Origin of the sequence: Mycobacterium sp. 852002-30065_SCH5024008, assembly GCF_001665645.1 — a bacterium.
Taxonomy (GTDB): Bacteria; Actinomycetota; Actinomycetes; order Mycobacteriales; family Mycobacteriaceae; genus Mycobacterium; species Mycobacterium paraffinicum.
In genome coordinates, this window is the sequence record NZ_LZSZ01000078.1 from 1 (window position 1) to 26141 (window position 26141).

General features: G+C 68.5%; 27 protein-coding genes and 1 pseudogene. 21 read left to right on the plus strand and 7 right to left on the minus strand.

Going from position 1 to position 26141, the window contains the following annotated elements:
* Positions 1-117 (minus strand): annotated as a pseudogene (locus tag A5781_RS26125) (hypothetical protein); the annotation flags it as partial.
* Positions 118-405: 288 nt separating this feature from the next.
* Here A5781_RS26125 and A5781_RS09670 point away from each other — a divergent pair.
* From A5781_RS09670 to A5781_RS09720, 11 genes are all read left to right on the plus strand, one after another.
* Positions 406-1317 carry a Rossmann-like and DUF2520 domain-containing protein gene (locus A5781_RS09670; RefSeq protein WP_067204155.1) on the plus strand — a complete coding sequence of 304 codons (912 nt, stop codon included), beginning with the start codon at positions 406-408 and terminating at the stop codon, positions 1315-1317.
* On the plus strand, positions 1314-2252 hold the full coding sequence (panC, locus tag A5781_RS09675; RefSeq protein WP_067204159.1) for a pantoate--beta-alanine ligase: 939 nt from the start codon (positions 1314-1316) through the stop codon (positions 2250-2252). Before A5781_RS09670 ends, panC begins: the two co-directional genes overlap by 4 nt.
* On the plus strand, positions 2252-2671 hold the full coding sequence (gene panD / locus A5781_RS09680; RefSeq protein ID WP_067204162.1) for an aspartate 1-decarboxylase: 420 nt from the start codon (positions 2252-2254) through the stop codon (positions 2669-2671). The genes panC and panD overlap by 1 nt, the downstream gene beginning before the upstream one ends.
* 2 nt (positions 2672-2673) lie before the next feature.
* Positions 2674-3489 carry a type III pantothenate kinase gene (locus A5781_RS09685; protein WP_067204166.1) on the plus strand — a complete coding sequence of 272 codons (816 nt, stop codon included), beginning with the start codon at positions 2674-2676 and terminating at the stop codon, positions 3487-3489.
* 48 nt (positions 3490-3537) lie between these two features.
* Positions 3538-5040, plus strand: coding sequence for a lysine--tRNA ligase (gene lysS / locus A5781_RS09690; protein ID WP_067204169.1), 1503 nt, complete (start codon positions 3538-3540; stop codon positions 5038-5040).
* 124 nt (positions 5041-5164) lie between these two features.
* Positions 5165-5503, plus strand: coding sequence for a histone-like nucleoid-structuring protein Lsr2 (gene lsr2 / locus A5781_RS09695; RefSeq protein WP_066955505.1), 339 nt, complete (start codon positions 5165-5167; stop codon positions 5501-5503).
* Between the two features lie 311 nt (positions 5504-5814).
* Positions 5815-8349 (plus strand): ATP-dependent protease ATP-binding subunit ClpC, encoded by a 2535-nt coding sequence (clpC1, locus tag A5781_RS09700; protein WP_067204174.1) that lies wholly within the window; start codon positions 5815-5817, stop codon positions 8347-8349.
* A 69-nt stretch (positions 8350-8418) separates the two neighbouring features.
* Complete coding sequence (locus tag A5781_RS09705; protein WP_067204179.1) at positions 8419-8799, plus strand: YbjQ family protein; 381 nt, start codon at positions 8419-8421, stop codon at positions 8797-8799.
* A gap of 139 nt (positions 8800-8938) precedes the next feature.
* On the plus strand, positions 8939-9154 hold the full coding sequence (locus A5781_RS09710; RefSeq protein ID WP_067204182.1) for a CbtB domain-containing protein: 216 nt from the start codon (positions 8939-8941) through the stop codon (positions 9152-9154).
* Between the two features lie 4 nt (positions 9155-9158).
* Complete coding sequence (locus A5781_RS09715; RefSeq protein WP_067204185.1) at positions 9159-9950, plus strand: CbtA family protein; 792 nt, start codon at positions 9159-9161, stop codon at positions 9948-9950.
* Positions 9947-10492, plus strand: a complete 546-nt coding sequence (locus A5781_RS09720; RefSeq protein ID WP_067204187.1) for a histidine phosphatase family protein — start codon at positions 9947-9949, stop codon at positions 10490-10492. The genes A5781_RS09715 and A5781_RS09720 overlap by 4 nt, the downstream gene beginning before the upstream one ends.
* Positions 10493-10517: 25 nt before the next feature.
* On the opposite strand, the gene A5781_RS09725 is transcribed toward A5781_RS09720, so the two are convergent.
* From A5781_RS09725 to mhuD, 3 genes are all read right to left on the minus strand, one after another.
* A complete protein-coding gene (locus tag A5781_RS09725; RefSeq protein ID WP_067204190.1) occupies positions 10518-10958 on the minus strand; it encodes a pyridoxamine 5'-phosphate oxidase family protein in 441 nt (146 codons plus the stop codon).
* 261 nt (positions 10959-11219) lie between these two features.
* The gene (locus A5781_RS09730) at positions 11220-12584 is read right to left on the minus strand and encodes a serine hydrolase (RefSeq protein WP_067204194.1); all 1365 of its coding nucleotides are present in this window, start codon (positions 12582-12584) and stop codon (positions 11220-11222) included.
* On the minus strand, positions 12559-12879 hold the full coding sequence (gene mhuD / locus A5781_RS09735; RefSeq protein WP_067204197.1) for a mycobilin-forming heme oxygenase MhuD: 321 nt from the start codon (positions 12877-12879) through the stop codon (positions 12559-12561). Before mhuD ends, A5781_RS09730 begins: the two co-directional genes overlap by 26 nt.
* 63 nt (positions 12880-12942) lie before the next feature.
* Between mhuD and A5781_RS09740 the strand changes: the two genes are divergently transcribed.
* The 8 genes from A5781_RS09740 to A5781_RS09775 all read left to right on the plus strand — a co-directional run bounded on the left by A5781_RS09740 (position 12943) and on the right by A5781_RS09775 (position 21166).
* Positions 12943-13713, plus strand: a complete 771-nt coding sequence (locus A5781_RS09740; protein WP_067204200.1) for an alpha/beta fold hydrolase — start codon at positions 12943-12945, stop codon at positions 13711-13713.
* Between the two features lie 103 nt (positions 13714-13816).
* A complete protein-coding gene (locus A5781_RS09745) occupies positions 13817-14152 on the plus strand; it encodes a lsr2/espR transcriptional regulator (protein WP_067204203.1) in 336 nt (111 codons plus the stop codon).
* Between the two features lie 5 nt (positions 14153-14157).
* Entirely contained in the window at positions 14158-14637 is a 480-nt protein-coding gene (locus A5781_RS09750; RefSeq protein WP_067204207.1) for an NADH-quinone oxidoreductase subunit B family protein, read from the plus strand.
* Positions 14638-14675: 38 nt separating this feature from the next.
* Positions 14676-16610 carry a proton-conducting transporter membrane subunit gene (locus A5781_RS09755; RefSeq protein ID WP_067204478.1) on the plus strand — a complete coding sequence of 645 codons (1935 nt, stop codon included), beginning with the start codon at positions 14676-14678 and terminating at the stop codon, positions 16608-16610.
* A 5-nt stretch (positions 16611-16615) separates the two neighbouring features.
* Positions 16616-17566: a respiratory chain complex I subunit 1 family protein gene (locus tag A5781_RS09760; RefSeq protein WP_067204482.1), complete on the plus strand. Its 951-nt coding sequence runs from the start codon at positions 16616-16618 to the stop codon at positions 17564-17566.
* The gene (locus A5781_RS09765) at positions 17563-18225 is read left to right on the plus strand and encodes a hypothetical protein (RefSeq protein WP_067204211.1); all 663 of its coding nucleotides are present in this window, start codon (positions 17563-17565) and stop codon (positions 18223-18225) included. Before A5781_RS09760 ends, A5781_RS09765 begins: the two co-directional genes overlap by 4 nt.
* The gene (locus tag A5781_RS09770) at positions 18225-19691 is read left to right on the plus strand and encodes a proton-conducting transporter membrane subunit (RefSeq protein ID WP_067204214.1); all 1467 of its coding nucleotides are present in this window, start codon (positions 18225-18227) and stop codon (positions 19689-19691) included. The genes A5781_RS09765 and A5781_RS09770 overlap by 1 nt, the downstream gene beginning before the upstream one ends.
* On the plus strand, positions 19688-21166 hold the full coding sequence (locus A5781_RS09775) for an NADH-quinone oxidoreductase subunit C (protein ID WP_067204217.1): 1479 nt from the start codon (positions 19688-19690) through the stop codon (positions 21164-21166). Before A5781_RS09770 ends, A5781_RS09775 begins: the two co-directional genes overlap by 4 nt.
* An 18-nt stretch (positions 21167-21184) precedes the next feature.
* Here the strand turns inward: A5781_RS09775 and A5781_RS09780 are convergent, their stop codons facing one another.
* On the minus strand, positions 21185-22096 hold the full coding sequence (locus A5781_RS09780) for an A/G-specific adenine glycosylase (protein WP_067204220.1): 912 nt from the start codon (positions 22094-22096) through the stop codon (positions 21185-21187).
* On the opposite strand from A5781_RS09780, the gene A5781_RS09785 reads away from it, so the two are divergent.
* Both A5781_RS09785 and A5781_RS09790 read left to right on the plus strand, forming a co-directional pair.
* Positions 22095-22712: a carbonic anhydrase gene (locus tag A5781_RS09785; protein ID WP_067204223.1), complete on the plus strand. Its 618-nt coding sequence runs from the start codon at positions 22095-22097 to the stop codon at positions 22710-22712. The genes A5781_RS09780 and A5781_RS09785 overlap by 2 nt on opposite strands.
* A 114-nt stretch (positions 22713-22826) precedes the next feature.
* Positions 22827-23624, plus strand: a complete 798-nt coding sequence (locus A5781_RS09790) for a hypothetical protein (RefSeq protein WP_156624518.1) — start codon at positions 22827-22829, stop codon at positions 23622-23624.
* Here the strand turns inward: A5781_RS09790 and disA are convergent.
* The gene (gene disA, locus A5781_RS09795; RefSeq protein ID WP_067204230.1) at positions 23621-24694 is read right to left on the minus strand and encodes a DNA integrity scanning diadenylate cyclase DisA; all 1074 of its coding nucleotides are present in this window, start codon (positions 24692-24694) and stop codon (positions 23621-23623) included. The two genes, A5781_RS09790 and disA, sit on opposite strands and share 4 nt — an antisense overlap.
* The gene (gene radA, locus A5781_RS09800) at positions 24691-26121 is read right to left on the minus strand and encodes a DNA repair protein RadA (protein WP_067204233.1); all 1431 of its coding nucleotides are present in this window, start codon (positions 26119-26121) and stop codon (positions 24691-24693) included. The genes disA and radA overlap by 4 nt, the downstream gene beginning before the upstream one ends.
* Positions 26122-26141: the final 20 nt, after the last annotated feature.

Consider the following 26141-nt stretch of genomic DNA (forward strand, 5'->3'; position numbering starts at 1 on the left):
CGACAGGCCCGTCCAGACCGTGATGGGCGGAAACCACCGGTAGAGGGCGTTGACCAGCAGATAACCCGCCACCGCAGTCGCCACCCCCCGCCGCCGAGCAACCACCTCGGCTAGCACCGCCGCCCGCGCCGGAACACACGCCCCGACACGGCGGCGTGGACCCGCAGACTGAGGACTTGAACGGCATGGGCGAGGGCCCCTCGACCGGCGGCCAGTCGGTTGCCGACCTGTTGGCGCGGTTACAGGTGCAGCCGTCCGAGGGCGGCCGGCGCCGTCGTCGCGATGGCTGAGCTGGGAGCTTCCTCACATTGGGTGCCGCCCGGTAATCGACTACAGTTTTAGTGACCGAACGGTACCCACGAAGTGGGACCGGAACGAACGAAGAAATCTGTGAGGTCGTCTGCGATGGTGCAGTTCGACGGTTTGCGCCCGGCCAGGCTCAAGGTGGGGGTCATCTCCGCCGGCCGGGTCGGCACCGCGCTCGGGGTCGCGCTGGAGCGCGCGGACCACGTCGTGGTCGCGTGCAGCGCCATCTCCCACGCGTCGCGGCAGCGGGCGCAGCGTTGGCTGCCCGATACCCCGGTGGTGGCCCCGCCGGATGTGGCCGCCGGCGCAGAGCTGCTGCTGCTGGCCGTTCCCGACAGCGAACTCGCCGGCCTGGTGTCCGGGCTGGCCGCGACGTCGTCGGTGCGGCCTGGCACGATCGTCGCCCACACGTCCGGCGCCAACGGGGTGGGCATTCTCGCGCCGCTGACCCAGGACGGTTGCATCCCGCTCGCGATTCACCCGGCGATGACGTTCACCGGCTCCGATGAGGACATCAGCAGGCTGCCCGACACCTGCTTCGGCATCACCGCGGCCGACGATGTGGGCTACGCGATCGGGCAGTCGCTGGTCCTGGAGATGGGCGGCGAACCGTTCTGCGTGCGTGAGGAAGCGCGGGTGCTCTACCACGCCGCCCTGGCGCATGCGGGCAACCACCTGGTGACGGTGCTCGCCGACGCGCTCGAGGCGTTGCGGGCCGCGCTGCGCGGCAGCGAACTGCTCGGGCAGCAGTCCGTCGACGACCAGCCGGGCGGGATCGCCGAACGCATCGTCGGCCCGCTGGCCCGGGCGGCGCTGGAGAACACCCTGCAACGCGGGCAGGCCGCGCTGACCGGTCCGGTCGCGCGCGGTGACGCCGCCGCGGTCGCCGGGCACCTTGCTGCGCTGAACCAGGCCGACCCGGAACTCGCGCAGGCGTACCGGGTGAACGCCCTGCGGACCGCCCGGCGCGCCCACGCCCCCGCCGACGTCGTCGAGGTCCTGGCGGGATGAGACCAAGCAAGCCGCCCGCCTTCAAGACCGGCGAACTCAACGTGTACTCGCGGTCGCGCGACGTCAGTGACGTCAGCCGGGCTCTGCGCCACACCGGCCGCCGGGTGATGTTGGTGCCGACCATGGGCGCGCTGCACGAGGGTCACCTCACCCTGGTGCGCGCCGCCAAGCGGGTGCCCGGCTCGGTGGTTGCGGTGTCGATCTTCGTCAACCCGCTTCAGTTCGGCGCCGGGGAAGATCTCGACGCCTACCCGCGGACCCTGGACGACGACCTGGCGCTGCTGCGCCGCGAAGGCGTCGAAATCGTATTCGCCCCAACGGCGGCGGCCATGTATCCCGACGGCCTGCGCACCACCGTGCAGCCCGGTCCGCTGGCCGCCGACCTAGAGGGCGGTCCGCGGCCGACCCACTTCGCCGGCGTGTTGACCGTGGTGTGCAAGCTGCTGCAGATCGTGCGCCCGGACCGAGTGTTCTTCGGCGAGAAGGACTATCAGCAACTGGTGCTGATCCGGCAGATGGTCGTCGACCTGAACCTCGACGTCGCGGTGGTCGGCGTGCCCACCGTCCGCGAAGCTGACGGGCTGGCCATGTCGTCGCGCAACCGCTACCTCGATCCGGGGCAGCGTGAGGCGGCCGTGGCGGTCTCGGCGGCGCTGACGGCGGCGGCGCACGCCGCCGACGCCGGGCCGCAGGCCGCGCTGGACGCGGCGCGCGCGGTGCTCGATGCGGTGCCCGAGCTCACGATCGACTACCTCGAGTTGCGCGACGCGGACCTGGGTCCGTTGGGCAGCAACAGAACCGGCCGGTTGCTCGTCGCGGTCCGGCTGGGCAGCACCAGGCTGCTGGACAACATCTCGATCGAGATCGAAACTTCGCCGGCACCCGTGGGGCCGGACGGATATCGGGACACCCGTGAATCATCTTGGAGGAATTGATGCTACGGACGATGCTCAAGTCGAAGATCCACCGCGCCACCGTCACCCAGGCTGACCTGCACTACGTCGGCTCGGTGACCATCGACGCCGACCTGATGGACGCTGCGGACCTGCTCGAGGGCGAGCAGGTGACCATCGTCGACATCGACAACGGCGCCCGCCTGGTGACCTATGCGATCACCGGGGAGCGGGGCAGCGGCGTGATCGGAATCAATGGCGCCGCAGCCCATCTCGTGCACCCCGGCGACCTGGTGATCCTGATCGCGTACGGGGCCATGGAAGAGGCCGAGGCGCGGTCCTACCAGCCTCGGATCGTGTTCGTCGACGCCGACAACAAGCCGATCGACCTTGGCCACGATCCGGCCTTCGTGCCCGCGGACGCCGCCGAGCTGTTGGATCCCCGAATCGTTGCGCGGTAACCGTGCTGCTCGCCATCGACGTCCGTAACACCCACACCGTCGTGGGGCTGATCTCCGGATCCAAGGAGCACGCAAAGGTCGTGCAGCACTGGCGGATCCGGACCGAGTCCGAGGTGACCGCGGACGAGCTGGCCCTGACCATCGACGGTCTGATCGGCGAAGACTCCGAGCGGCTCACCGGCGCGGCCGCCCTCTCCACCGTCCCGTCGGTGCTGCACGAAGTGCGGATCATGCTCGACCAGTACTGGCCCTCGGTGCCGCACGTGTTGATCGAACCCGGGGTGCGCACCGGCATCCCACTGCTCGTCGACAATCCAAAAGAAGTCGGCGCCGACCGAATCGTCAACTGCCTGGCCGCATTTCACCGGTTTCAAAGCGCCGCCATCGTCATCGACTTCGGTTCATCGATCTGCGTCGACGTGGTGTCGGCCAAGGGCGAATTTCTCGGCGGCGCGATCGCGCCGGGCGTGCAGGTCTCCTCGGACGCCGCCGCGGCCCGCTCCGCCGCGCTGCGCCGGGTCGAGCTGTCCCGCCCGCGTTCGGTGGTGGGCAAGAACACCGTCGAATGCATGCAGGCCGGAGCCGTGTTCGGCTTCGCCGGTCTGGTCGACGGTCTGGTCGGGCGCATTCGCCAGGACGTCGAGGGCTTTGCCGGAGACGACGTCGCGGTGGTCGCGACGGGACATTCGGCACCGCTGCTGCTGCCCGAGCTGCACACGGCCAGCCATTACGACCAACATCTGACCCTGCAGGGACTGCGCCTGGTGTTCGAACGCAACCGGGACACCCAGCGCGGTCGGCTGAAAACCGCGCGCTGAGACGGCGTCAACGCAAGCTCGAAGACCAGTCATTTAAGCTGGCACGTCGTGAGTGACGCCGACCCAGCAGACCTGCCCGAGCAGTTCCGCATCCGCCGGGACAAGCGCGCGCGCTTGTTGGCGGAGGGCCGTGAACCGTATCCGGTCGCGATCGAACGCACCCACACCCTGGCGCAGGTCCGCGCCGAGCATCCCGACCTGCCGATCGACACCGCGACCGAAGACGTCGTCGGCGTAGCGGGCCGGGTGATGTTCGCGCGCAACTCCGGGAAATTGTGCTTCGCGACACTTCAGGAGGGCGACGGCACCAGCCTGCAGGTGATGATCAGCCTCGACAAGGTGGGCCCCGAAGCGCTCGATGCGTGGAAAGCCGAGGTCGACCTCGGCGACATCGTCTACGTACACGGCAACGTGATCAGCTCACGCCGCGGCGAATTGTCCGTCCTGGCCGATTCATGGCAAATGGCGGCGAAATCATTGCGACCGCTGCCGGTGGCCCACAAGGAGATGAGCGAAGAGGCGCGGGTGCGGCAGCGCTACGTCGACCTCATCGTCCGGCCCCAGGCCCGGACGGTGGCGCGGCAGCGGATCGCCGTAGTGCGCGCCATACGCAACTCGCTCGAACGGCGCGGGTTTCTCGAAGTCGAAACGCCTATGCTGCAGACGCTGGCGGGAGGCGCGGCGGCGCGGCCGTTCGTCACGCATTCCAATGCTCTCGACATGGATCTGTACCTGCGGATCGCGCCGGAACTGTTCCTCAAGCGCTGCATCGTCGGGGGTTTTGACAAGGTCTTCGAAGTAAATCGAGTCTTCCGAAACGAAGGCGCCGATTCCACCCATTCTCCGGAATTCTCCATGCTGGAGACCTACCAGGCGTACGGAACCTATGACGATTCGGCAGTCGTCACGCGTGAGCTTATTCAAGAGGTCGCCGATGAGGCGATCGGAACCAGACAACTACCGCTGCCCGACGGGAGCGTCTACGACATAGACGGAGAATGGGCGTCGATTCAAATGTACCCGTCGCTGTCGGCGGCACTCGGCGAAGAGATCACACCCGAGACGTCGGTTCAGCGGCTTTGGGCCATCGCGGACCGGCTCGGAGTCGAGATTCCCCGCGATCGCGGCTACGGGCACGGAAAGCTCGTCGAGGAACTCTGGGAGCATACGGTAGGAGATACGCTGACCGCGCCCACCTTTGTGCGGGACTTCCCGGTTGAGACAACGCCTTTGACACGCCAGCACCGCAGCATCCCCGGTGTGACCGAGAAGTGGGACCTCTACGTGCGCGGCGTCGAACTGGCCACCGGCTACTCCGAATTGAACGACCCCGTCGTGCAGCGGGAGAGATTCGCCGCGCAAGCCCGCGCCGCGGCGGCCGGCGACGACGAAGCGATGGTGCTTGACGAAGACTTTCTTGCCGCCCTCGAGTATGCGATGCCGCCGTGCACCGGAACCGGAATGGGTATCGATCGGTTGTTGATGTCTTTGACCGGACTGTCAATTCGAGAGACAGTTTTGTTCCCGATTGTTCGGCCGCACTCTACTTGAAAAGTGCAACTGTGCGGCTTGGGGCCGGATTGAGTATGCTGCGTTGTTATGGCAGATTGATGACCTGGGGAGGCTCACCCAATCTGCTCGGCAACTGCTCAGGACGAAATGCGAGGATAAGCTAATGGCGAAAAAAGTGACCGTCACCCTGGTCGATGATTTCGACGGTGCCGGCGCAGCCGACGAAACGGTGGAATTCGGGCTTGACGGGGTGACCTATGAGATTGACCTTTCGTCTAAGAATGCCGCGAAACTCCGCAGCGACCTGAAGCAGTGGGTGGAAGCCGGCCGTCGGGTCGGCGGTCGTCGGCGTGGGCGTTCCGGCTCCGGCCGCGGCCGTGGCGCGATCGACCGTGAACAGAGCGCGGCGATCCGCGAGTGGGCTCGCCGAAACGGTCACAACGTTTCGACGCGCGGCCGCATCCCGGCCGACGTCATCGACGCGTTCCACGCGGCGACCTGACAAACCTCTCACCGGCGCCCGGGCGGAAGGCCTGGGCGCCGGTTTGTCGTTTCGCTGGCCGCGAAAAATATCGCCGTTGAGTAAGGAAACGAATTGGCACTCGGCCACGTTGATTCGGTTACGGCGCTGTAATCACAGGGAGATCCCCGAAACGGGCCCCGCGGGTCTTGAACAGCAAGGAACCGCAAGGTTATGCCCCCTGGCAGGCCGACCATTACAGTGGATGGCAGGTATGCGATTCCGGCCCCAACGGGGACCGGTGGGCCACTGAAAGGCTAGTACCGATGGTGAGGGAGAGCAGGTAACCACCGATGTTTGAACGATTTACCGACCGTGCCCGCAGGGTCGTCGTCCTGGCGCAAGAAGAGGCCCGGATGCTCAACCACAACTACATCGGCACCGAGCACATCCTGTTGGGTCTGATTCACGAGGGCGAGGGCGTCGCCGCCAAGTCGCTGGAGTCGCTGGGCATCTCCCTCGAGGGCGTCCGCAGCCAGGTCGAGGAGATCATCGGCCAGGGCCAGCAGGCGCCGTCGGGCCACATCCCGTTCACGCCGCGCGCCAAGAAGGTGCTCGAGCTGAGCCTGCGCGAGGCGCTGCAGCTCGGCCACAACTACATCGGCACCGAGCACATCCTGCTGGGCCTGATCCGCGAGGGTGAGGGCGTGGCCGCCCAGGTGTTGGTGAAGCTGGGCGCAGAGCTGACCCGGGTGCGCCAGCAGGTCATCCAGCTGCTCTCCGGCTACCAGGGCAAGGAGGCCGCGGAGGCCGGGACCGGTGGCCGCGGCGGCGAATCGGGCAGCCCGTCAACCTCGTTGGTGCTCGACCAGTTCGGGCGCAACCTGACGGCCGCCGCGATGGAGGGCAAGCTCGACCCGGTCATCGGCCGTGAGAAGGAAATCGAGCGCGTGATGCAGGTGCTGAGCCGGCGCACCAAGAACAACCCGGTGCTGATCGGTGAGCCCGGCGTCGGCAAGACCGCCGTCGTCGAGGGCCTGGCGCAGGCCATCGTGCACGGCCAGGTGCCGGAGACGCTGAAGGACAAGCAGCTCTACACGCTGGACCTCGGCTCGCTGGTCGCCGGCTCGCGCTACCGCGGTGACTTCGAGGAGCGCCTGAAGAAGGTGCTCAAGGAGATCAACACCCGCGGCGACATCATCCTGTTCATCGACGAGCTGCACACGCTCGTCGGAGCGGGTGCCGCCGAGGGCGCGATCGACGCCGCGTCGATCCTCAAGCCCAAGCTGGCCCGCGGCGAGCTGCAGACCATCGGCGCCACCACGCTCGACGAGTACCGCAAGTACATCGAGAAGGACGCCGCCCTGGAGCGCCGCTTCCAGCCGGTGCAGGTGGGCGAGCCGACGGTGGAGCACACCATCGAGATCCTCAAGGGTCTGCGCGACCGCTACGAGGCGCACCACCGGGTGTCGATCTCCGATGCGGCGCTGGTGGCCGCCGCCACCCTGGCGGACCGCTACATCAACGACCGGTTCCTGCCGGACAAGGCGATCGACCTGATCGACGAGGCCGGCGCCCGGATGCGGATCCGCCGCATGACCGCTCCGCCAGACCTGCGCGAGTTCGACGAGAAGATTGCCGACGCGCGGCGGGAGAAGGAGTCCGCGATCGACGCCCAGGACTTTGAGAAGGCGGCCAGCCTCCGCGACCGCGAGAAGACTCTGGTCGCTCAGCGCGCCGAGCGCGAAAAGCAGTGGCGCTCAGGTGATCTCGACGTGGTCGCCGAAGTCGACGACGAGCAGATCGCCGAGGTGCTGGGCAACTGGACCGGCATCCCGGTGTTCAAGCTCACCGAGGCGGAGACCACCCGGCTGCTGCGCATGGAGGATGAGCTGCACAAGCGGATCATCGGCCAGGTGGACGCGGTCAAGGCCGTCTCCAAGGCGATCCGCCGTACCCGTGCCGGGCTGAAGGACCCGAAGCGCCCGTCCGGTTCGTTCATCTTCGCCGGCCCGTCCGGTGTCGGTAAGACCGAGCTGTCCAAGGCGCTGGCCAACTTCCTGTTCGGCGACGACGACGCGCTCATCCAGATCGACATGGGCGAGTTCCACGACCGGTTCACCGCGTCGCGGCTGTTCGGCGCCCCGCCGGGATACGTCGGCTACGAAGAGGGCGGCCAGCTCACCGAGAAGGTGCGGCGCAAGCCGTTCTCGGTTGTGCTGTTCGACGAGATCGAGAAGGCCCACCAGGAGATCTACAACAGCCTGTTGCAGGTCCTCGAGGACGGCCGGCTCACCGACGGCCAGGGACGCACGGTGGACTTCAAGAACACCGTGCTGATCTTCACCTCGAACCTCGGTACGTCCGACATCTCGAAGCCGGTCGGCCTGGGCTTCACCCAGGGTGGCGGTGAGAACAACTACGAGCGGATGAAGCAGAAGGTCAACGACGAGCTGAAGAAGCACTTCCGCCCGGAGTTCCTCAACCGCATCGACGACATCATCGTCTTCCACCAGCTGACCAAGGAAGAGATCATCCAGATGGTCGACCTGATGATCGAACGGGTCGGCAAGCAGCTCAAGGCCAAGGACATGGCTATGGAGCTGACCGACAAGGCGAAGGCGTTGTTGGCGAAGCGGGGCTTCGACCCGGTGCTCGGTGCCCGCCCGCTGCGGCGCACCATTCAGCGCGAGATCGAGGACCAGCTGTCCGAGAAGATCCTCTTCGAGGAGGTCGGGCCGGGACAGATCGTCACAGTCGACGTGGACAACTGGGACGGCGAGAGCGCCGGCGAGGACGCGGTGTTCACCTTCACCGGGACCCGCAAGCCGCCGGCCGAGCCGGACCTGGCGAAGGCCGGGGCCCACGCGGCCCCAGAAACGCCGTAGCACTGCAGCAAACGGGTGGTTAATCTCTGACGGGATTAACCACCCGTTTCGCATGTAGGGAGCCCGCCCGTGCTGATCGTCACCACCAACGACCTCCCGGGCTGGGAGATTCAGCGCGTCTGCGGCGAGGTGTTCGGGCTGACCGTCCGCTCTCGCAACGCGTTCTCACAGATGGGTGCGGGCTTCAAGGCCATGTTCGGCGGCGAGCTGGCCGGCATGACCAAGAACCTGGCCGAAAGCCGCAACGAAGCGATGGGCCGGCTGATCGACGAGGCGCGTAAACGCGGCGGCAACGCGATCGTCGCAATGCGCTTCGACACGACCGAGATCGGCGACGTGTGGACCGAGATCTGCGCGTACGGCACGGCGGTTCAGGCCACACCGGTCACCGAGGCCGCGAAATACACGGCGAGCCAGCTGGGCTACGGCGCCCTACCGCCGCAGCATTGACCCCCGGTTTACACTGACTTCGTCCTGACGGGCAACGGAATCTGGTGAAAGTCCAGAACGGTCGCGCCACTGTCGATAGTCAGACCCATGGCCCGTCATCACCAACGGGGACGCGTATATCCCCGGAAGGAGCGCCATCGTGTCGAATCCTGAGCTGACCGGCAGCCGCACCCGATCGGTTGACCTGTCGGCGACCAGTGCCGCGGTCTGGTTGGCGGCAACCGCTTTCCTGGCGCTGTTGGCGCTCTACTTCGTCGGCGTCGACCAGGGAGCGGTGTCGCTCTTCGGTAGCGATCCGCACGTGCACGAGTTCATGCACGACGCGCGGCACCTGCTCGGCTTCCCCTGCCACTGATCGCGTGGAGAAGCGTCTGATCGGACGCGGCCTGCTGGCCGGTGCAGTCGGCGCGGTGCTGGCGTTCGCCTTCGCCCGCCTCTGCGCCGAGCCGGCGATCGGCCGCGCGATCGCTTTCGAGGACGGCCGCGCCGACGCCGAGAACGCCCATGGCGTGCACGAGCACGGCGCCGAGTTGTTCAGCCGCGGAGTCCAGTCCATTGCCGGGTTGGGCTTCGGTGTGCTCATCTTCGGCCTCGCGATGGGCGCGCTGTTCGGAGTGCTGTTCTGCGTCGTCGCCGCGCGTGCGATAAATGTTGGTGCGCGGGCGCTTTCGCTGCTGCTGGCGGCGGCCGCGTTCGTCGCGGTGTATTTGGTGCCGTTCGTGAAGTATCCGCCGAACCCACCGGCGGTGGGGCAGGCGGACACGATCGGGGCGCGCACCGGCTGGTATCTGGTGATGGTGCTGGCGTCGGTGGTGCTGGCCGTCGCGGCGGCGCGGCTGGCGCGGGGGCTGACGGCCCGGTTCGGCGGGTGGAACGGCCGGCTGGTCGCGGTGGGCGGATACGTCGCGGCGGTGGCGGTAGTGATGATGTTGCTGCCGAACGTCGACGAGACGCCCGTACCGCTGCGCGACGCGTCTGGCGCGATCGTCTATCCGGGCTTTCCCGCCGACGTGCTCTACGAATTCAGGGTGCTGTCGCTGGCCACCCAGCTGGTGTTGTGGGTGACCATCGGCGTGGTGTTCGCGACGCTCGCCGGGCGGCTGGTGGAGGAGCGCGCCGGGAGCGGACGGGTATCGAGCATCGCGGCGTGACGGAGGTCGTCCGGCTGACCTTGGTGTCGCACGCGATGACCGATGCCGTGGCGGCCGGGCTTTTCCCCGCCGACGAACCCCTCAACGACATGGGCCGTCGACAGGCGGAAGCCGCCGCCCAATCAGGCCGTGACGCACGACATTTCACCGGACCCGAGCGGCGGGCCCGTCAAACGGCGGAGCTGCTGGGATTGGATGCCGCAACCGACCCGCTGCTGGCCGACCTGAATTGCGGTCGATGGCGGGGGACGAGGCTTCAGGACGTGCCCTCCGGCGACCTGACGGTCTGGCTGACCGATCCCACCCGGGCGCCGCACGGCGGCGAGTCGATCACCGACCTGATGCGGCGGGTGGCCGGATGGCTGAATTCGTTGACCGAGAGCGCGTCGGCCGCCGTCGCGGTGACGCACCCCGCGGTGATCCGGGCGGCGATCCTGCACGGCCTCGACTCACCCCCGAAATCGTTCTGGGGCATCGACGTTGCACCGATGAGTCGCACCGGACTGCACTTTCGCAACGGCCGCTGGACGCTGCGCCTCTGACTGCGGCCGGACCGACCGGGGCGGGCTATTCTCCGCCAGCGTCGCCGACGATGCGGATGCCGGTGATGATCTCCGGCTGGATCGCGATCATGGTGTCCATGGTCATGTTGACCCAAGGGTGTAAAAGTCGTCCGTAGCGTGCGAGTTGCTGGGGGTCAGTGATCGTGGTTGCCCACCCGGTGACCGCCACGGTCCAGCCGACCCGCCGCTCGGGATCGAGGCTGTCGGCCTCGTAGGCCACCACCGCACCGGCATCGGCGCCCGACCGCACCACGGTGGACACCTTGGCTGCCAGGCGGGTACGCACGATGATCCGCCCGTCGTCAACGACATGGTTCACCAGGCGGATCGCGGGCAGTGCCCTCTCGTTGAACACCACCCGACCATGGTCGACACTGGCCAGCAATCCCATCGCCTCGCGGTCATCGATTTGGATCACCTCGCGCGACGGTGTCAACGCTGTCATTCGGCAGTCTCCGCTCGATACGCGCCACCGTATGCGTGACCGGTGCGGTCGAGAAGATCATGAGGCGCAGCCACTTTCAATCGCCGCCGGCGGCCCATCTGCACATACAAAACCGCACTACCTCCGTCCGGACCCCCGACTCTGGCAGGTTATGCAGTCTCGTCTGGCGACGTACCCGTCGGGAAGGGCCAAAAGTCCCGCGCGGTATGTGGTCTGCATCACTTTGCCTATCGGCCGTATACGCCGCCGCTCCGCCAACCGCTAGCGCGGTGCGATGAGCGCGAAGGCCTGCTTGGCGACCTGCAGCATCCACCCGGTGACCGTCGGCCCGTGGTCGCGCGGCCAGTTGAGCTGGAAGCTGACCACGTACGGCTGCTGGGTTTTGTCGACGGCGTACCAGCTGAAGGTCAGATCACCGGGCAGCCCACCGGCTTTCGCGCCGATGTAAGGCCAGACGTTGCGGTCCAGTTGGATGCCCGCCACCGCGGAGAGGATCTGTCTGACCGGCGCGGCTTTACCGACGGCGTCGGCCTGCAGGGCCGCATGGATGCGGCAGATGTCCTCGGCGTTGCCGTACCACTCCGCGCCGTAGGACGATGCCGGGGAGTGGGCGCGGATCGGATCGGGTTCGTAGGGAGTCGAATTCGCCTGCTCCAACAGTTGGGCGCGTACTTGTGCTGACCCATGCTGCCATTGGGTGCGCAGGTCCGGCTTACCCCAGCCGACCGAGAACAGCTCGTACATCGTGGGGAACGGCGTCATGCTGGCCGGGTCGTGGTGGCCCGCCGTGGCGAGCGCTTCTTCGATGGCGTGTGTGCCCAGCTTTCCGATCAGCAGGTCGGTCGCCATGTTGTCGCTCGTCGCGATCATCTTCTCGGCGGCCGTCCGAACCGAAACCTGCGCTCCGGCGGGCAGTTGCAAACCGGACGAGCCCACCGCGCGGCTCTTGTCGGTGACGGTCAGCTGATCGTCCCAGGAGACCGTTCCGTCCTTGATGGCACCCGCTAGGGCGTGCAGCACGTACAACTTGAAAATCGATGCGAGCGGCAAAGATTCACCGGTGTTGATGCCCGCGACCGGATCGCAGTGCGCGTTGTCGACCTTGGCGACCTGGTAGGAGTAGCGGGCGCCGGTCTTACTCAACACCGCATCGATGTCGTGCCACGAATCGATCTTCGGTGCCTGCGTGTCGAGGTCGAACCGATCGACCCATCCGCCGTCGTCGGTGTGGATGCGGATGTCTTGTCGCGCACCGTAGGAGGACGTCAGGTGCAACGTGGCCACGCTGGCGCCCAGATCAACGCCGTTGAGGGTGAACGGCCGGTCCCACCAAAGCGACTCCATGGTGGTCTCCACCGATTTGACCATGTCTGGCGCGGCGAGGGTGCCGACACCGACCGGGCCGATGGGCCAGTCCGAGTTGAGCATGTCCAGCGTCTGCTGTGCCCGGATACCGGGCGGCGTCCGCACGTCGATCTGCCGGCCGGGATTGGCCGCGTTCGCCTGCGGTGAGGGGGAGGAGGCGCAACCGGGCGCGAACGTGACTACCAGTGCTGCGGCGGCACTCAACGCCACCGCGCGGCGCCGGGCCGAGTACCCGCTAGCCAGCCTGCTTGTTGCCGGCAACGTCCATCACAACCTCGAATTCCAGCAGCGAGGCCCCGGTCGCCACCGGGTTGGCCCGCTCGCCCGCATGGGCCTGAATGGCGGGCCCTTGCGCCCACGCCTGAAATGCCTCCTCGGACTCCCACTGCGTCACGACGAAGTAGCGGTCCTCGCCCTTGATCGGGCGCAGCAGCTGAAACCCGAGGAAGCCGGGCTGGTTGTCGACCGCGTGTGCCCGGTGTGCGAACCGCTTCTCCAGCTCCGGGCCGGCATCGGCGGGCACTTCGATTGCGTTGATCTTCACCACTGACGGCATGCCGCTAGGCTACCCCTTCGCCCGGCCTGTCCATCTGCAGGGCGGGGCACGCAGGATGGTGACATGCCCAGTGAACTGCTGACTTGCCGCGGAAGCCAAGGCGAGCCGTTGGTGCTGGTGCACGGCCTGATGGGGCGGGGTACCACGTGGTCGCGGCAGCTGCCGTGGCTGACTGGGCTGGGCGTGGTGTACACCTACGACGCCTTGTGGCATCGGGGGCGCGGCGTCGACGACCCGAACCCGGTCGGCACCGAACGTTTCGTGGACGACCTGGCCGACGCGGTGAGCACCCTGGAAGCGCCGGTCACGCTGGTCGGCCATTCTATGGGCGCGCTGCACTCGTGGTGTCTGGCCGCGGAGCGTCCGGAACTGGTCTCCGCGCTGGTGCTTGAAGACATGGCCCCCGACTTCCGGGGCCGCACCACCGGTCCATGGGAACCGTGGCTGCACGCGCTGCCAGTCGAATTCGGTTCCGCAGAGCGGGTATTCGAGGAGTTCGGGGCCGTCGCCGGACGGTACTTCCTGGAGGCCTTCGACCGCACCGCCACCGGTTGGCGCCTGCACGGACATACCGCGCGGTGGATCGAGATCGCCGCCGAATGGGGCACGCGCCACTACTGGGAGCAGTGGCGGGCGGTGCGAGCCCCGGCGTTGCTCATCGAGGCCGGCAACTCGGTGACGCCGCCGGGGCAGATGCGGGAAATGGCCGAAATAAACCCGGCCGCAACGTATTTGCATGTGCCCCAAGCCGGCCACCTGATTCATGACGAGGCGCCGCAGGTGTACCGCGACGCGGTCGAATCCTTCTTGGCGACGTTGCCTGCGCGCGACTGACTGTCGCGGGTGCCTGGCCGCTCGATGTGACGACGCGCAGCACCATATGATAAATTCTTCAATTGTTCGAATATAGAAAGCTTGTAGTCTTCAGGAGATTTGCGTGACGGAGCCGCTGTACAAGCTCAAGGCCGAGCTCTTCAAGACGCTGGGGCACCCGGCGCGGATTAGGATCCTCGAGCTTCTGGTGGTTGCTGACAAGTCGGTCGCCGAACTGCTGCCCGAGGTCGGGCTCGAAGCATCGAACCTGTCCCAACAGCTCGGCGTTCTGCGCCGGGCCGGGGTGGTCGAGGCGCTGCGGGATGGCAACACGATGATCTACTCGATCGCCTCTCCAGACATCGCCGAACTGCTGACGCTGGCACGCAAGGTGCTCACCGGGGTGCTGAGCGACCGCGTGGCGATGCTGGAAGGCCTGCGCGCCGGCGGTGCGGAGTAGCGCCGATGGGCTGGATCAGCAAAGCATTGCGCGTCGGCCGGATCGCCGAACCCGCACCCCCGCCACCGGAGGCGACGACCGAGCCGCCCGCCGGGGTGCGTGGTTCGCTGCAGATCCGGCACGTCGACGCGGGTTCGTGCAATGGGTGCGAAGTGGAGATCGCGGGCGCCTTCGGTCCGGTCTATGACGCCGAGCGATTCGGTGCCCGCCTGGTGGCCTCCCCACGGCACGCCGACGCGCTCCTGGTGACCGGTGTCGTGACACACAACATGGCCGGCCCCTTGCGCGCCACGATCGAGGCCACGCCGCGGCCCCGGCGGGTGATCGCCTGTGGGGACTGCGCCATCGATCGAGGGGTGTTCGGCGACGCCTACGGTGTGGCCGGCTCGGTCGGCGAGACGGTGTCCGTGGACGTGGAAATCCCGGGATGCCCGCCGACGCCGAGCCAAATCGTCGTGGCCCTGCGATCGGTGACCGGCAGGTGACCGCTGTCTTGGCGACCAGCGCGGTGCCGGAACCAAATATGTTGCGCCGCAACGGTTCGTCGTCCATCGGCGCGGGCGTGCTGACCTCGCTGCTGGGTGGGGCGGGGGTATGGGCCGGCGGGCTCGGAATGTTCGGGTCGGTGCGCTCGGTTCGAATCGGATGGTTGCTTCCGCTGGCGGGCGTCGAGCTGAGGCTCGATCCGCTGGGCGGATTCTTCATGGCGCTTACCGGGGCGGTCGCGCTGGTGGTCGGGCTGTACACGATCGGATACGCCCGGCGCGAGCGGCTGGGCCCCGTAACCCTGGCCGTCCTGCCGGCGTTCGTCGCGGCGATGCTGCTGGTGCCCGCCGCGGGGTCGGTCACCACCTTCCTGCTGGTGTGGGAGTTGATGGCGGTCGCGTCGCTGGTGCTGGTGCTGACCGACCACACCCGCCCGATGGTGCGCTCGGCCGGCCTGGTGTATGCCGTGATGACCCAGTTGGGGTTCGTGGCGATACTGGTCGGCCTGCTGGCGTTGTCGGCGGCGGGCGGCGCAGACCGGTTCGCCGACCTGCACCGGATACCGCAGGGGGCGTGCACCGCGGTGTTCCTGCTGACGCTTGCGGGGTTCGGCTCCAAGGCCGGGCTGGTGCCGCTGCATGCGTGGTTGCCGCGCGCCCACCCGGAGGCGCCGAGTCCCGTTTCGGCGCTGATGAGTGCGGCGATGGTCAACCTCGGGGTCTACGGCATCTGCCGCGTCGACTTGCAGCTGCTCGGCCCGGGGCCGCGGTGGTGGGGACTCACCTTGATGGTCGTCGGTGGGGTGTCGGCGCTCTACGGCGTGGTGCAGGCCTCGGTGGCCACGGATCTCAAACGGCTACTTGCCTATTCGACTACCGAGAACCTCGGATTGATCACGTTGGCGCTGGGAGCGGCCACGCTGTTCGCGGCCGCCGGCGCGAACGGACCGGCGACGATCGCCGCGGCCGCCGCCATGCTGCACCTCGTCGCGCACGCGGCATTCAAGAGCCTCGGGTTCCTCGCCGCCGGATCGGTGTTGGCCGCCACGGGGCTGCGTGACCTCGACCGGCTGGGCGGTCTGGCCCGCCGGATGCCGGTAACGACAAGCCTTTTCGGAGTGGCCGCGCTCGGGGCGTCCGGACTGCCCCTGGGCGCCGGGTTCGTCAGCGAGTGGCTGCTGGTGCAGTCGCTGATCCACACTGCGCGAGAGCATTCGGCCGTCTTAGCATTGACCACGCCGCTCGCGGTCGGCGCGGTCGCGCTCACCACGGGGCTGGGCGTGGCGGCAATGGTCAAGGCGTTCGGTATCGGATTTCTGGCGCGGCCGCGCTCCGAACAGGCCGCACAGGCACGCGAGGCGCCGCACACCATGCTGGCCGGTATGGCCATCGCGGCGGCCGCCTGCCTGATGCTGGCCGTGGCGCCCGCGGTGGTGGCACCCGCGCTGCGCCAGGCGGTCGCCGCGCTGCCGGCGGCCCGGGCAATGGAATTCACCAGTCTCGGCGCCATGGTGCGCCTGCCGGGCGTCCAGGGCTCGATCGCACCCGGCGCGATCGCCGCCGGCGTCGTGGTGGCCACGCTGACCGCGGCCGCGCTGGCCCGTTGGCGCCGGAGCCGGCGGCCGGCGCCCGCCACATTGCCGCTGTGGGCCTGTGGCGCCGACGATCTCACCGCGCGAATGCAATACACGGCCACATCGTTCGCCGAGCCGCTGCAACGGATCTTCGACGACGTCCTGCGACCCGACACCGACGTCGAAGTCACCCATAGCGTCGAATCCCGGTATCTGGCCGACAAAATCACCTACCGCACCAGAATCGCGGACGCGATCGAGGAACGCTGCTACGCGCCGGTGATCCGGGCGGTTGAGGCGGCGGCGGGCCTGGTGCGGCGCGCCCACACCGGCAGCGTCCACCTGTATCTGGCCTACGGCGCGCTCGGTGTGCTGATCGTGCTGGTGGTGGCCCGATGAATGTCCTGTCCTATGTCGCGGGTGCGGTCCAAATCGGCGGCGTCGTGGCCGGGGCGCCGCTGGTGGTCGGGCTGACCAGGCAGGTGCGCGCGCGCTGGGAAGGCCGCGCCGGCGGCGGCATCTTGCAGCCGTGGCGCGACATCGTCAAACAGCTTGGCAAGCAACAGATCACGCCGTGCGGAACCACGGTGGTATTCGCGGCGGCACCCGCGATCGTCGCCGGAACCACACTGCTGATCGCCGCGATCGCACCGCTGGTCGCCACCGGATCGCCACTGGATGCCGGCGCCGACCTGTTCGCCGTGGTCGGTTTGCTGTTCGTGGGCACCGTGGCGCTGACCCTGGCCGGCATCGACACCGGCACCTCGTTCGGGGGCATGGGTGCCAGCCGCGAGATCACCATAGCCGCGCTGGTCGAACCCACCATTCTGCTGGCGGTGTTCGCGCTCTCCATGCCGGCCGGATCGGCGAATCTCGGTGCGCTGGTGGCGCATACGATCACCCACCCCGGACAGGTGGTGTCGCTGGCGGCTGTGCTGGCGTTCGCCGCGCTGGTGATCGTGATCGTCGCCGAGACCGGCCGGCTACCGGTGGACAACCCGGCCACCCATCTCGAGCTGACGATGGTTCACGAGGCGATGGTCCTCGAATACGCCGGTCCGCGGCTGGCCCTGGTCGAGTGGGCGGCCGGGATGCGGCTGACCGTGCTCTTGGCGCTGCTGGCAAACCTGTTCGCGCCGTGGGGCATTGCGGGGGGCCGGCCCGGTGCCGTTGAGATCATCATCGGTGTCTTGGCGGTGGCGGCCAAGGTCGCGTTCCTGGCAGGGCTGCTGGCCACCGTCGAGGTGTTCGTCGCCAAGCTGCGGCTCTTCCGGGTGCCCGAGTTGCTCGCCGGATCGTTCCTGCTGGCGTTGCTTGCGGTCGTCGCCGCCAACTTCTTCGTGGTTCCGACATGACGTACGGCTCGTTTTCGGTACTCGTCGACCTCGCCGCCGGCGGGCTGCTCCTGGCCGCCGTGCTGATCGTGTGGCGCCGCGACCTGGTCGCCATCATCCGTCTGCTGGCATGGCAGGGCGTCGCCCTCGCGGCTATCCCCATCCTGCGGGGGGTGTACGACGGCGACGGGGCGCTCATCGGTGTCGGTGTGGCCGTGCTGATTTTGCGGGTTGCGGTGCTGCCGCGGCTGCTGGCCCGCGCGGGTGGCACCGAAGCGCGATCGCGCCGGGAAGCCACCCCGCTGGTGAACACCGCCACGTCGCTACTCATCACCGCCGCGCTGACGTTGGCCGCGTTCGCCACCACCCGGCCCCTGGTGAATCTGCAGCCCGCCGCCACGACCACCGCCGTCCCGGCCGCCACCGCGGTGGTGCTCATCGCACTGCTAGTGATGGTCACGCGGCGGCACGCGGTGTCGCAGGCCGCGGGATTCCTCATGCTGGACAACGGGATCGCGGCCACCGCGTTTCTGCTCACCGCCGGGGTACCGCTGATCGTCGAGCTCGGCGCCTCGCTGGACGTGTTGTTCGCGGTCATCGTGATCGGCGTACTGACGGGCCGGCTATCCCGCGCGTTCGGCGGCGCGGACCTGGACGCGTTGCAGGAGCTGCACGACTGATGACCGATTTACTGCTCGCGGCGATCCTTGCCCCGGTCGGCGCCTCAGTCACCGTCCTGATCGCCGGATGGCGCCGGACGACAGCGACACTGATCGTCGGATCGGCCGTCACGGTGCTCGCATGTGGCGCGGCACTCGCGTTCCGGGTCGGGTCGGGAACGCGGTTCGCGTTGGGCGGCCTGCTGCGGCTCGACGCGCTCACCGTCACGATGCTGATCGTCATCGGAATCGTCGCCACACTGGCCACCTGGGCGAGCATCGGGTACCTCGATGCCGAACTCGCCCACGGCCACACCGACGCGCGCGGTGCCCGGGTGTACGGGGCCCTGACGGCGGGATTCCTGTCCGCGATGGTTGTCGCCGTGTGCGCCAACAACATCGGCGTGATCTGGATCGCGATCGAAGCGACCACGGTGATCACCGCCTTCCTGGTCGGGCACCGCCGCACCCGCGGCGCGCTCGAGGCGACGTGGAAGTACGTCGTGATCTGCTCGGTCGGCATCGCCATCGCCTTCCTGGGCACGGTGCTGCTCTACTACGCCGCCGAGCATGCCGGGGCGCCGGCCGGTGCGGCCCTCAACCTCGATGTGCTGGCGGCCCATGCGGGCGGGCTCGATCCGGGCATCGCTCGACTCGCGGGCGGGTTGCTGCTCGTCGGCTACGGCGCCAAGGCCGGGCTGTTTCCCTTCCACACCTGGTTGGCCGACGCCCACAGCCAGGCTCCGGCACCGGTGTCGGCTCTGATGAGCGGGGTGCTGCTGTCGGTGGCCTTCTCGGTACTGATCCGCCTCAAGCCGATCATCGGCACGGCCACCGGACCCACTTTCATGCGGTCGGGCCTGCTGGTGCTCGGGCTCGCGACGCTGCTAATCGCCGCCCTGATGCTCACGGTGACAACGGACATCAAACGCATGCTCGCCTACTCCTCGATGGAGAACATGGGCCTGATCGCGATCGCCGCCGCGGCCGGAACCACGCTGGCCATCGCCGCGCTGCTGCTGCACGTCCTGGCGCACGGGATCGGCAAAACGGTCCTCTTCCTGGCGAGCGGCCAGCTGCAGGCGGCGCACAACTCGACCGCGATAGCCGACATCAGCGCCGTGCTGCGGCGCTCCCGCCTCATCGGCGTGTCGCTCGCCGTCGGCGTGATCGTGCTGCTCGGCATGCCGCCGTTCGCGATGTTCGCCAGTGAGCTCGCCATCGGCCGGTCGCTGGCCGACGCGCGGCTCACCTGGGCGCTCGGCGCTGGCATGGCGCTGGTTGCGGTTGCCTTCGCCGCGCTGGCCCGCAACTCGGGCCGCATCCTGCTGGGCGGCGCCGCTGCCGCTCCCGAAATCGCCGTCCCGCGAACGGTGGCGGCCGCCCTGCTCGTCGGCATTGCCGCATCGATCGCCCTCGGTATCACCGCCGGCCCCCTCACCGACCTGTTCACCGCCGCGGCCAGCGGCGTCGGGGGACCGCGATGAAGGCGCAATGGCAGCGCCACCGGCTGTCTCAGGGCAGGTTGGCCGAAACGACAGAAGACCTGCTGGGCAAGGGGTTTCGGTTGGCTCTGGTGGCCGCCCACGACGACGGCGCCGCTCTACGTGTCGTCTACCTGTTCCTCGCCGGATACCCCGATCGCCGCGTCGAGCTTGAATGCGTTGTGCCGAAGGATGACCCGACGGTCCGATCGCTGGCCTACCTGTCCTTTCCGGCCAGCCGGTTCGAGCGCGAAATCGCGGACCTGTACGGGATCCGGCCCGTGGGGCATCCCAAGGCGCGCCGCCTGGTGCGCCACGCCCACTGGCCCGAGGACTGGTATCCCATGCGCGGTGACGCGTCGCCCGCCCCCAAATTCGATGGCGCTGGCCACTTCCCGTTCGTCACCGTCGAGGGTCCCGGCGTGTACGAAATCCCGGTGGGTCCGGTGCATGCGGGGTTGATCGAACCCGGCCATTTCCGCTTCTCCGTCGCCGGCGAAACCGTGCTGCGGCTCAAGGCCCGACTGTGGTTCGTCCACCGCGGCATGGAGAAGCTGTTCGAGGGCCGGCCGGCCGGCGGTGCGGTCGATCTGGCCGAGCGCGTCAGCGGCGACACCTCCGCCGCGCACGCGCTCGCCCACTGCCTCGCCGTCGAAGACGCGCTCGGAATGGAACTTCCCGACGAGGTGCACCGGTTGCGGGCACTGCTGGTCGAACTCGAACGCCTCTACAACCACGCCGCCGATCTGGGCGCGCTGGCCAATGACGTCGGGTTCGGGCTCGCCAACGCCCACGCTCAACGCATCCGCGAACAACTGCTGCGGCTCAACGCGAATGTCACCGGGCACCGCCTGCTGCGCGGTGCCATCCGCCCGGGCGGGGTCGCGCTGCGGGGGCTACCCGACGTCGCCGACCTGCGGTCCATTGCAGCCGACGTCGCGGAGGTTGCCGAGCTGACCCTGCGCAACTCCGTTGTGTACGACCGATTCGCCGGGACCGCCGTCCTGCAGCGAGACGACGCTCAGGCTCTCGGTTGCCTGGGCTACGTCGCTCGGGCCAGCGGTATGCGCACCGACGCCCGGCTCGAACACCCCACCACCGCATTGCCCGTCACCGAGACCGACGCCGCCGCCGGTGACGTGCTGGCCCGCTACACCGTGCGGCGCGACGAATTCGCCGCATCCACCGAGCTGGCCTGCCATCTGATCGAATCGCACAGCGGCCCAATCGAATACGCCGAAAACGTGGACGTGGCGCGCACACCCGGCAGCGGCATCGGCATCGTCGAAGGTTGGCGCGGCACCATCGTCCACCGCGTCGAAACCGGCGCCGCCAACCGGATCACCCGCGCGAAGATCGTCGATCCGTCATGGTTCAACTGGCCCGCGCTGCCGGTCGCGATGGCCGACACGATCGTCCCCGACTTCCCGCTGGCCAACAAGAGCTTCAACCAGTCCTACGCCGGCAACGACCTCTGAAGACCTATGACGGCGGGACTACGCTTCGCCCGCCAATGCGAACCGGCCGTCGGCCGTCTGCGTCACGAGGCCGTCGGCCAGCAACGAATACAGGGCCCGGTCCCGCTGGGCCGTATCGGTCAACCACGCCACGTCCAGCTCCGCCCGGGTGACCGGAGAGTCGTTGCCGCGCAACACGTCCAGCAGGCGTCCGCGGACCTGCCGGTCGGTTCCGGCGTAGGTCTGCACCCGCCGGGCCGGCCCCTGCGCCGGGGGATGACCGGCGTCCCGCCACGCGCACCGGGCGAGCGGGCACAACCCGCACCGCGGCGTTCGCGCGGTGCACACCGTCGCGCCCAGTTCCATCAGGGCGACGGAATACCGCGGCGCCGTGTCGTTGGCGGGCAGCAGAGCGGAGACATCGGCCATGTCCCGCACCACTGACGCAGAACCCCCGTCGGCCAGCCCGCGCACGGCGCGGGCCACCACCCGGCGAACGTTGGTGTCCACCACCGGAACCGGTTGACGGTAAGCGAAACAGGCGATGGCGCGTGCGGTGTAGCTGCCGATGCCGGGCAGGGTCAGCAGGGTGTCGACGTCGTCGGGAACCACGTCGCCGTGCTCACGCGCGATGACGGTCGCGCACTCGTGCAAGCGCTTGGCCCGCCTCGGATAACCCAGCTTGCCCCACGCCCGCAGCACGTCGGCGGCGCTGGCCTCGGCGGTGGCCGACGGGGTGGGCCACCGCCGCACCCAGTCCGACCAGATCGGCAACACCCGCGACACCGGCGTCTGCTGCAGCATGAACTCGCTGACCAGGATCTGCCATGCGCTGACGCCGGGCTCCCGCCAGGGCAGGTCGCGCCGGGATCGTTCGTACCAGTCGAGCAACTCGTCGGCCGCAATAGTTGGCCGTCCGTTTACCGGCGGATGCGGCATGATGTCAGCCATGCCTAACACCAGCCCGGTAACCGCGTGGAAAGCACTCAAAGAGGGTAACGAGCGATTCGTCGCGGGGAAGCCCCAGCATCCCAGCCAGAGTGTCGAACACCGGGCCAGCCTGGCCGGTGGGCAGAAGCCCACCGCGGTCGTGTTCGGCTGCGCGGACAGCCGGGTGGCGGCGGAGCTCATCTTCGACCAGGGTCTGGGCGACATGTTCGTGGTGCGCACCGCCGGGCAGGCCATCGACTCGGCGGTGCTGGGCTCCATCGAGTTTGCCGTGACGGTCCTCGACGTGCCGCTGATCGTCGTTCTGGGGCATGACAGCTGTGGTGCCGTCAAGGCCGCCCTGGCCGCCATCAACGACGGTGCGATACCGGGCGGTTTCGTGCGCGACGTGGTGGAGCGGGTCGCGCCATCGATCCTGATGGGCCGCCGTGAGGGCCTGAGCCGCGTCGACGAGTTCGAGGAACGGCATGTTCGTGAAACGGTCGCCCAGCTCGTGTCGCGTTCTTCGGCGATCGCCGAGCGGATTGCCGAGCGCACCCTGGCGGTAGCAGGCGCCACCTATCACCTCGCCGACGGGCGCGCCGCCCTGGTCGATCACGTCGGTGACATTGGCGAATAGCGGCCGAATACCCGGCCTCAGCGGCCGTCACTAACACGGCGGTCAGCCAGCAAACCCCGCGACACGCCGAGGCGGGTCAAGCAACTCGACGTGACCTGGACCTACGCTGCAAACGTGCTGGATCTGGAACCGCGTGGCCCGCTACCCACCGAGATCTATTGGCGGCGCCGTGGCCTGGCCGTGGGCGTCGCGGTCGTCGTAGTAGGGATCGTGGTCGCCGCGGTCATCGCCTTCATGGGGCACAACACGGGCGCCAAGCCCGCCAGTGCCGACAAACCCAATTCCGCTCAGAGCAAGCCCGGCGCACCCGTGCCGCAGGCGCCCCCGCCGGCAGCGCCCGGGGAACAGCCGAACCCGGGGGTGCCGCCGCAACAGGGCCAGAACCCGGAGATGCCCACCCCGACCGCTGCAGTGCAGCCGCCGCCGGTGCTGAAAGAGGGCGACGACTGCCCCGATTCGACGCTGGCCGTCAAGGGCCTGACCAATGCGCCCCAGTACTTCATCGGCGATCAGCCGAAGTTCACCATGGTCGTCACCAACATCGGCCTGGTGTCCTGCAAGCGGGACGTCGGCGCCGCGGTGCTGGCGGCTTACGTGTACTCGCTGGACAACAAGCGACTGTGGTCGAACCTGGACTGCGCGCCCTCCAACGAGACCCTGATCAAGGCATTCACTCCGGGCGAGCAGGTGACGACCGCGGTGACGTGGACGGGGATGGGGTCGGCGCCGCACTGCCCGCTGCCCCGGCCGGCCATCGGACCGGGCACCTACAACCTGGTCGTGCAGCTGGGCAACCTGCGCTCGCAGCCGGTTCCGTTCATCATGAACCAGCCGCCACCGCCGCCGGGCCCGGGGCCGGGTCAGCCGGCCGTCGCGCCGCCGCCGGAGGCACCGCCGGCCCCAGCCGGCTAACTCAGCGGATCGGAGATAGTCGACTCCGCGAGCTGCGATAGTCCCTCACGCACGTGGCGGGCCCACATCGCGCCGATGCCCTCGATCGACTGCAGGTCGCCGGCGCTGGCCGCCAGCAAGCCCTGCAGTGTCCCGAACGACCGGACCAGTAGGTCGGAGTGGGCGAACTGCAACCGCGGGATGCTGGCCAGCGCGCGGTAGCCGCGCGGGCTCACGGCCGAGTCCTGCGCCTCGGCCGTGGTCGGATAGCCGAAAACCTTTGCCAGCGCGGTGAGTTCGAGCAGCTCGGTGTCCGAGAGGGCGTCCAGCTCGTCGAGCGTCGCGGTCATCTGCGCCTTGGACAGCGGCTCCGGGCTGGCGTGGTAGTCGCGCACGGTCAGTTCCCGCGCGATGTCGTTGCCGCCCAGCAGCTCGTCGAGCTGCAGCCGTAGCTGGCGACCGTCGGTGCCCAGCTCGACGACGTCGTAGTCGATCACCAGACCGATCCGCCGGACCAGCTCGAGCCGCTGCACCACCGTCATCACGTCGCGCAGCGTGACGAAGTCCTCGATCTCGGCGAGCGACAGCTGCCTGCTGACCTCGTCGAGCCGGGTCTTGTACCGCTCAAGGGTCGCGATCGCCTGGTTGGCCCGGGACAGGATGGTCGCTGAATCGGCCACCACATGGCGTTCCCCGCCGACGTATACGGTCACGATGTTCATCGAGTGGCTCACCGAGATCACCGGGTAACCGGTCTGAATCGCCGCCCGTTCCGCCGAGCGGTGCCGCGTCCCGGATTCGTCGGTGGGTATCGACGGGTCCGGCACCAGCTGCACGTTGGCCCGCACGATGCGGCTGCCGTCGGTGGACAGCACGACGGCACCGTCCATCTTCGCCAGCTCGCGCAGCCGGGTCGGCGCGTACCGGACATCGAGGGCGAAGCCGCCGTCACAGATGGCCTCGACGTTTTCGTCGTTGCCGATGACTATCAGCGCACCGGTGCGGCCACGCAGGATGCGCTCCAGGCCGTCTCGCAGCCCGGTGCCCGGCGCAAGGCGGGCGACGGTCTCACGCAGTGTCGGACGTGTCACAGCGTGTCATTGTGCGGCCCCGCCACGTTACGCGTCCAGCCGTTGCGCTGCTCGGCGATGGCTTTCATGTGTTGGAGCGCCGCGACGATGGTCGGGGCCCGCAGCGCCCGCATCCCATCGGGCACGATCTCGCGGCGGGGGTCGTCGCCGTCCGGGATCAGCGCGATGCTGAATCCCTGGCGCGCGGCCTCGGCCAGTCGCCGCTCCATTCCGCTGACCCGTCGCAGGTCACCTGCCAGCCCCACCTCGCCGATCATCACCGCCGTCGTCGGGAGCGGTCGATCGGAGTATGCCGAGGCCAGCGCGATCGCGACGGCAAGATCCGAGGAGGGATCCGTCAGCCGCATGCCGCCCACAGTGGACAGGTAGATGTCGTGGACGCCGACGGGCAGCCTGCCGTGCTTTTCCAGCACGGCGCTGATCATCGCGGCCCGGGAGGGGTCGATACCGCTGACGGCGCGGCGCGGCGAGCCGCCCCCGGGGGTCGCTAACAGCGCCTGCACCTCCCCGATCAGCGGTCGCTTCCCGTCCAGCGTCACGGTGATGGCGGTCCCGGCGACCGGTGCCGGCCGTTGATCCAGGAAGAGGTTCGACGGGTCGGATACGTCCTCGATTCCGCTGTCGTGCAGCGTGAAACAGCCGACCTCGTCGGCCGCCCCGAACCGGTTCTTGATCCCGCGGACCATCCGCAGCGACCCGTTGCGGTCGCCCTCGAAATGCAGCACCACATCGACCAGGTGTTCCAGCGAGCGCGGCCCGGCGATGGCGCCGTCCTTGGTGACGTGGCCGACCAGGATCAGCGCGACGCCGGTGGCCTTCGCGGCCGCGGTCAGCGCGGCGGTGACCGCGCGGACCTGCGTGACCCCGCCCGCGACGCCGTCGGCCTCGGTCGTGGACATGGTTTGCACCGAGTCCACGATCACCAGGGCGGGCCGCACGGTCGCGATGTGGTCCAGCACCGTGTGCACGTCGGATTCGGCGGCCAGGTAGACCTCGTCGGCGCCGCAGCCGATCCGGTCGGCACGCAGCCGGATCTGGCCGGCGGACTCCTCACCGGAGATGTACAGCGCGCGCCGGCCCGAAAGCGCCCAGCGATGGGCGACTTTGAGCAGCAGCGTCGACTTTCCCACGCCAGGATCGCCGGCCAGCAGCGTGACCGAACCGGGCACCACGCCGCCCCCGAGCACCCGGTCGAGTTCCCCGACGCCGGTCGAGCGGTGCTGGCTGGCGTTGGGTTCGACGGAGGTGATCGGCACGGCCCGGGAAGCGGAAGCCGAGGCCGAACCCGCTCGGCGGCCGCCGACCGCGGTCAGTACCGGCGCCTCGTCGACGGTGCCCCAGGTGCCGCACTCCAAGCACCGGCCCACCCACTTGGCGGTGACGTGCTGGCATTCGGAGCAGCGGTATTGCGAGCGCGGATTTGCCACGCCATGACGGTATCGAGCCG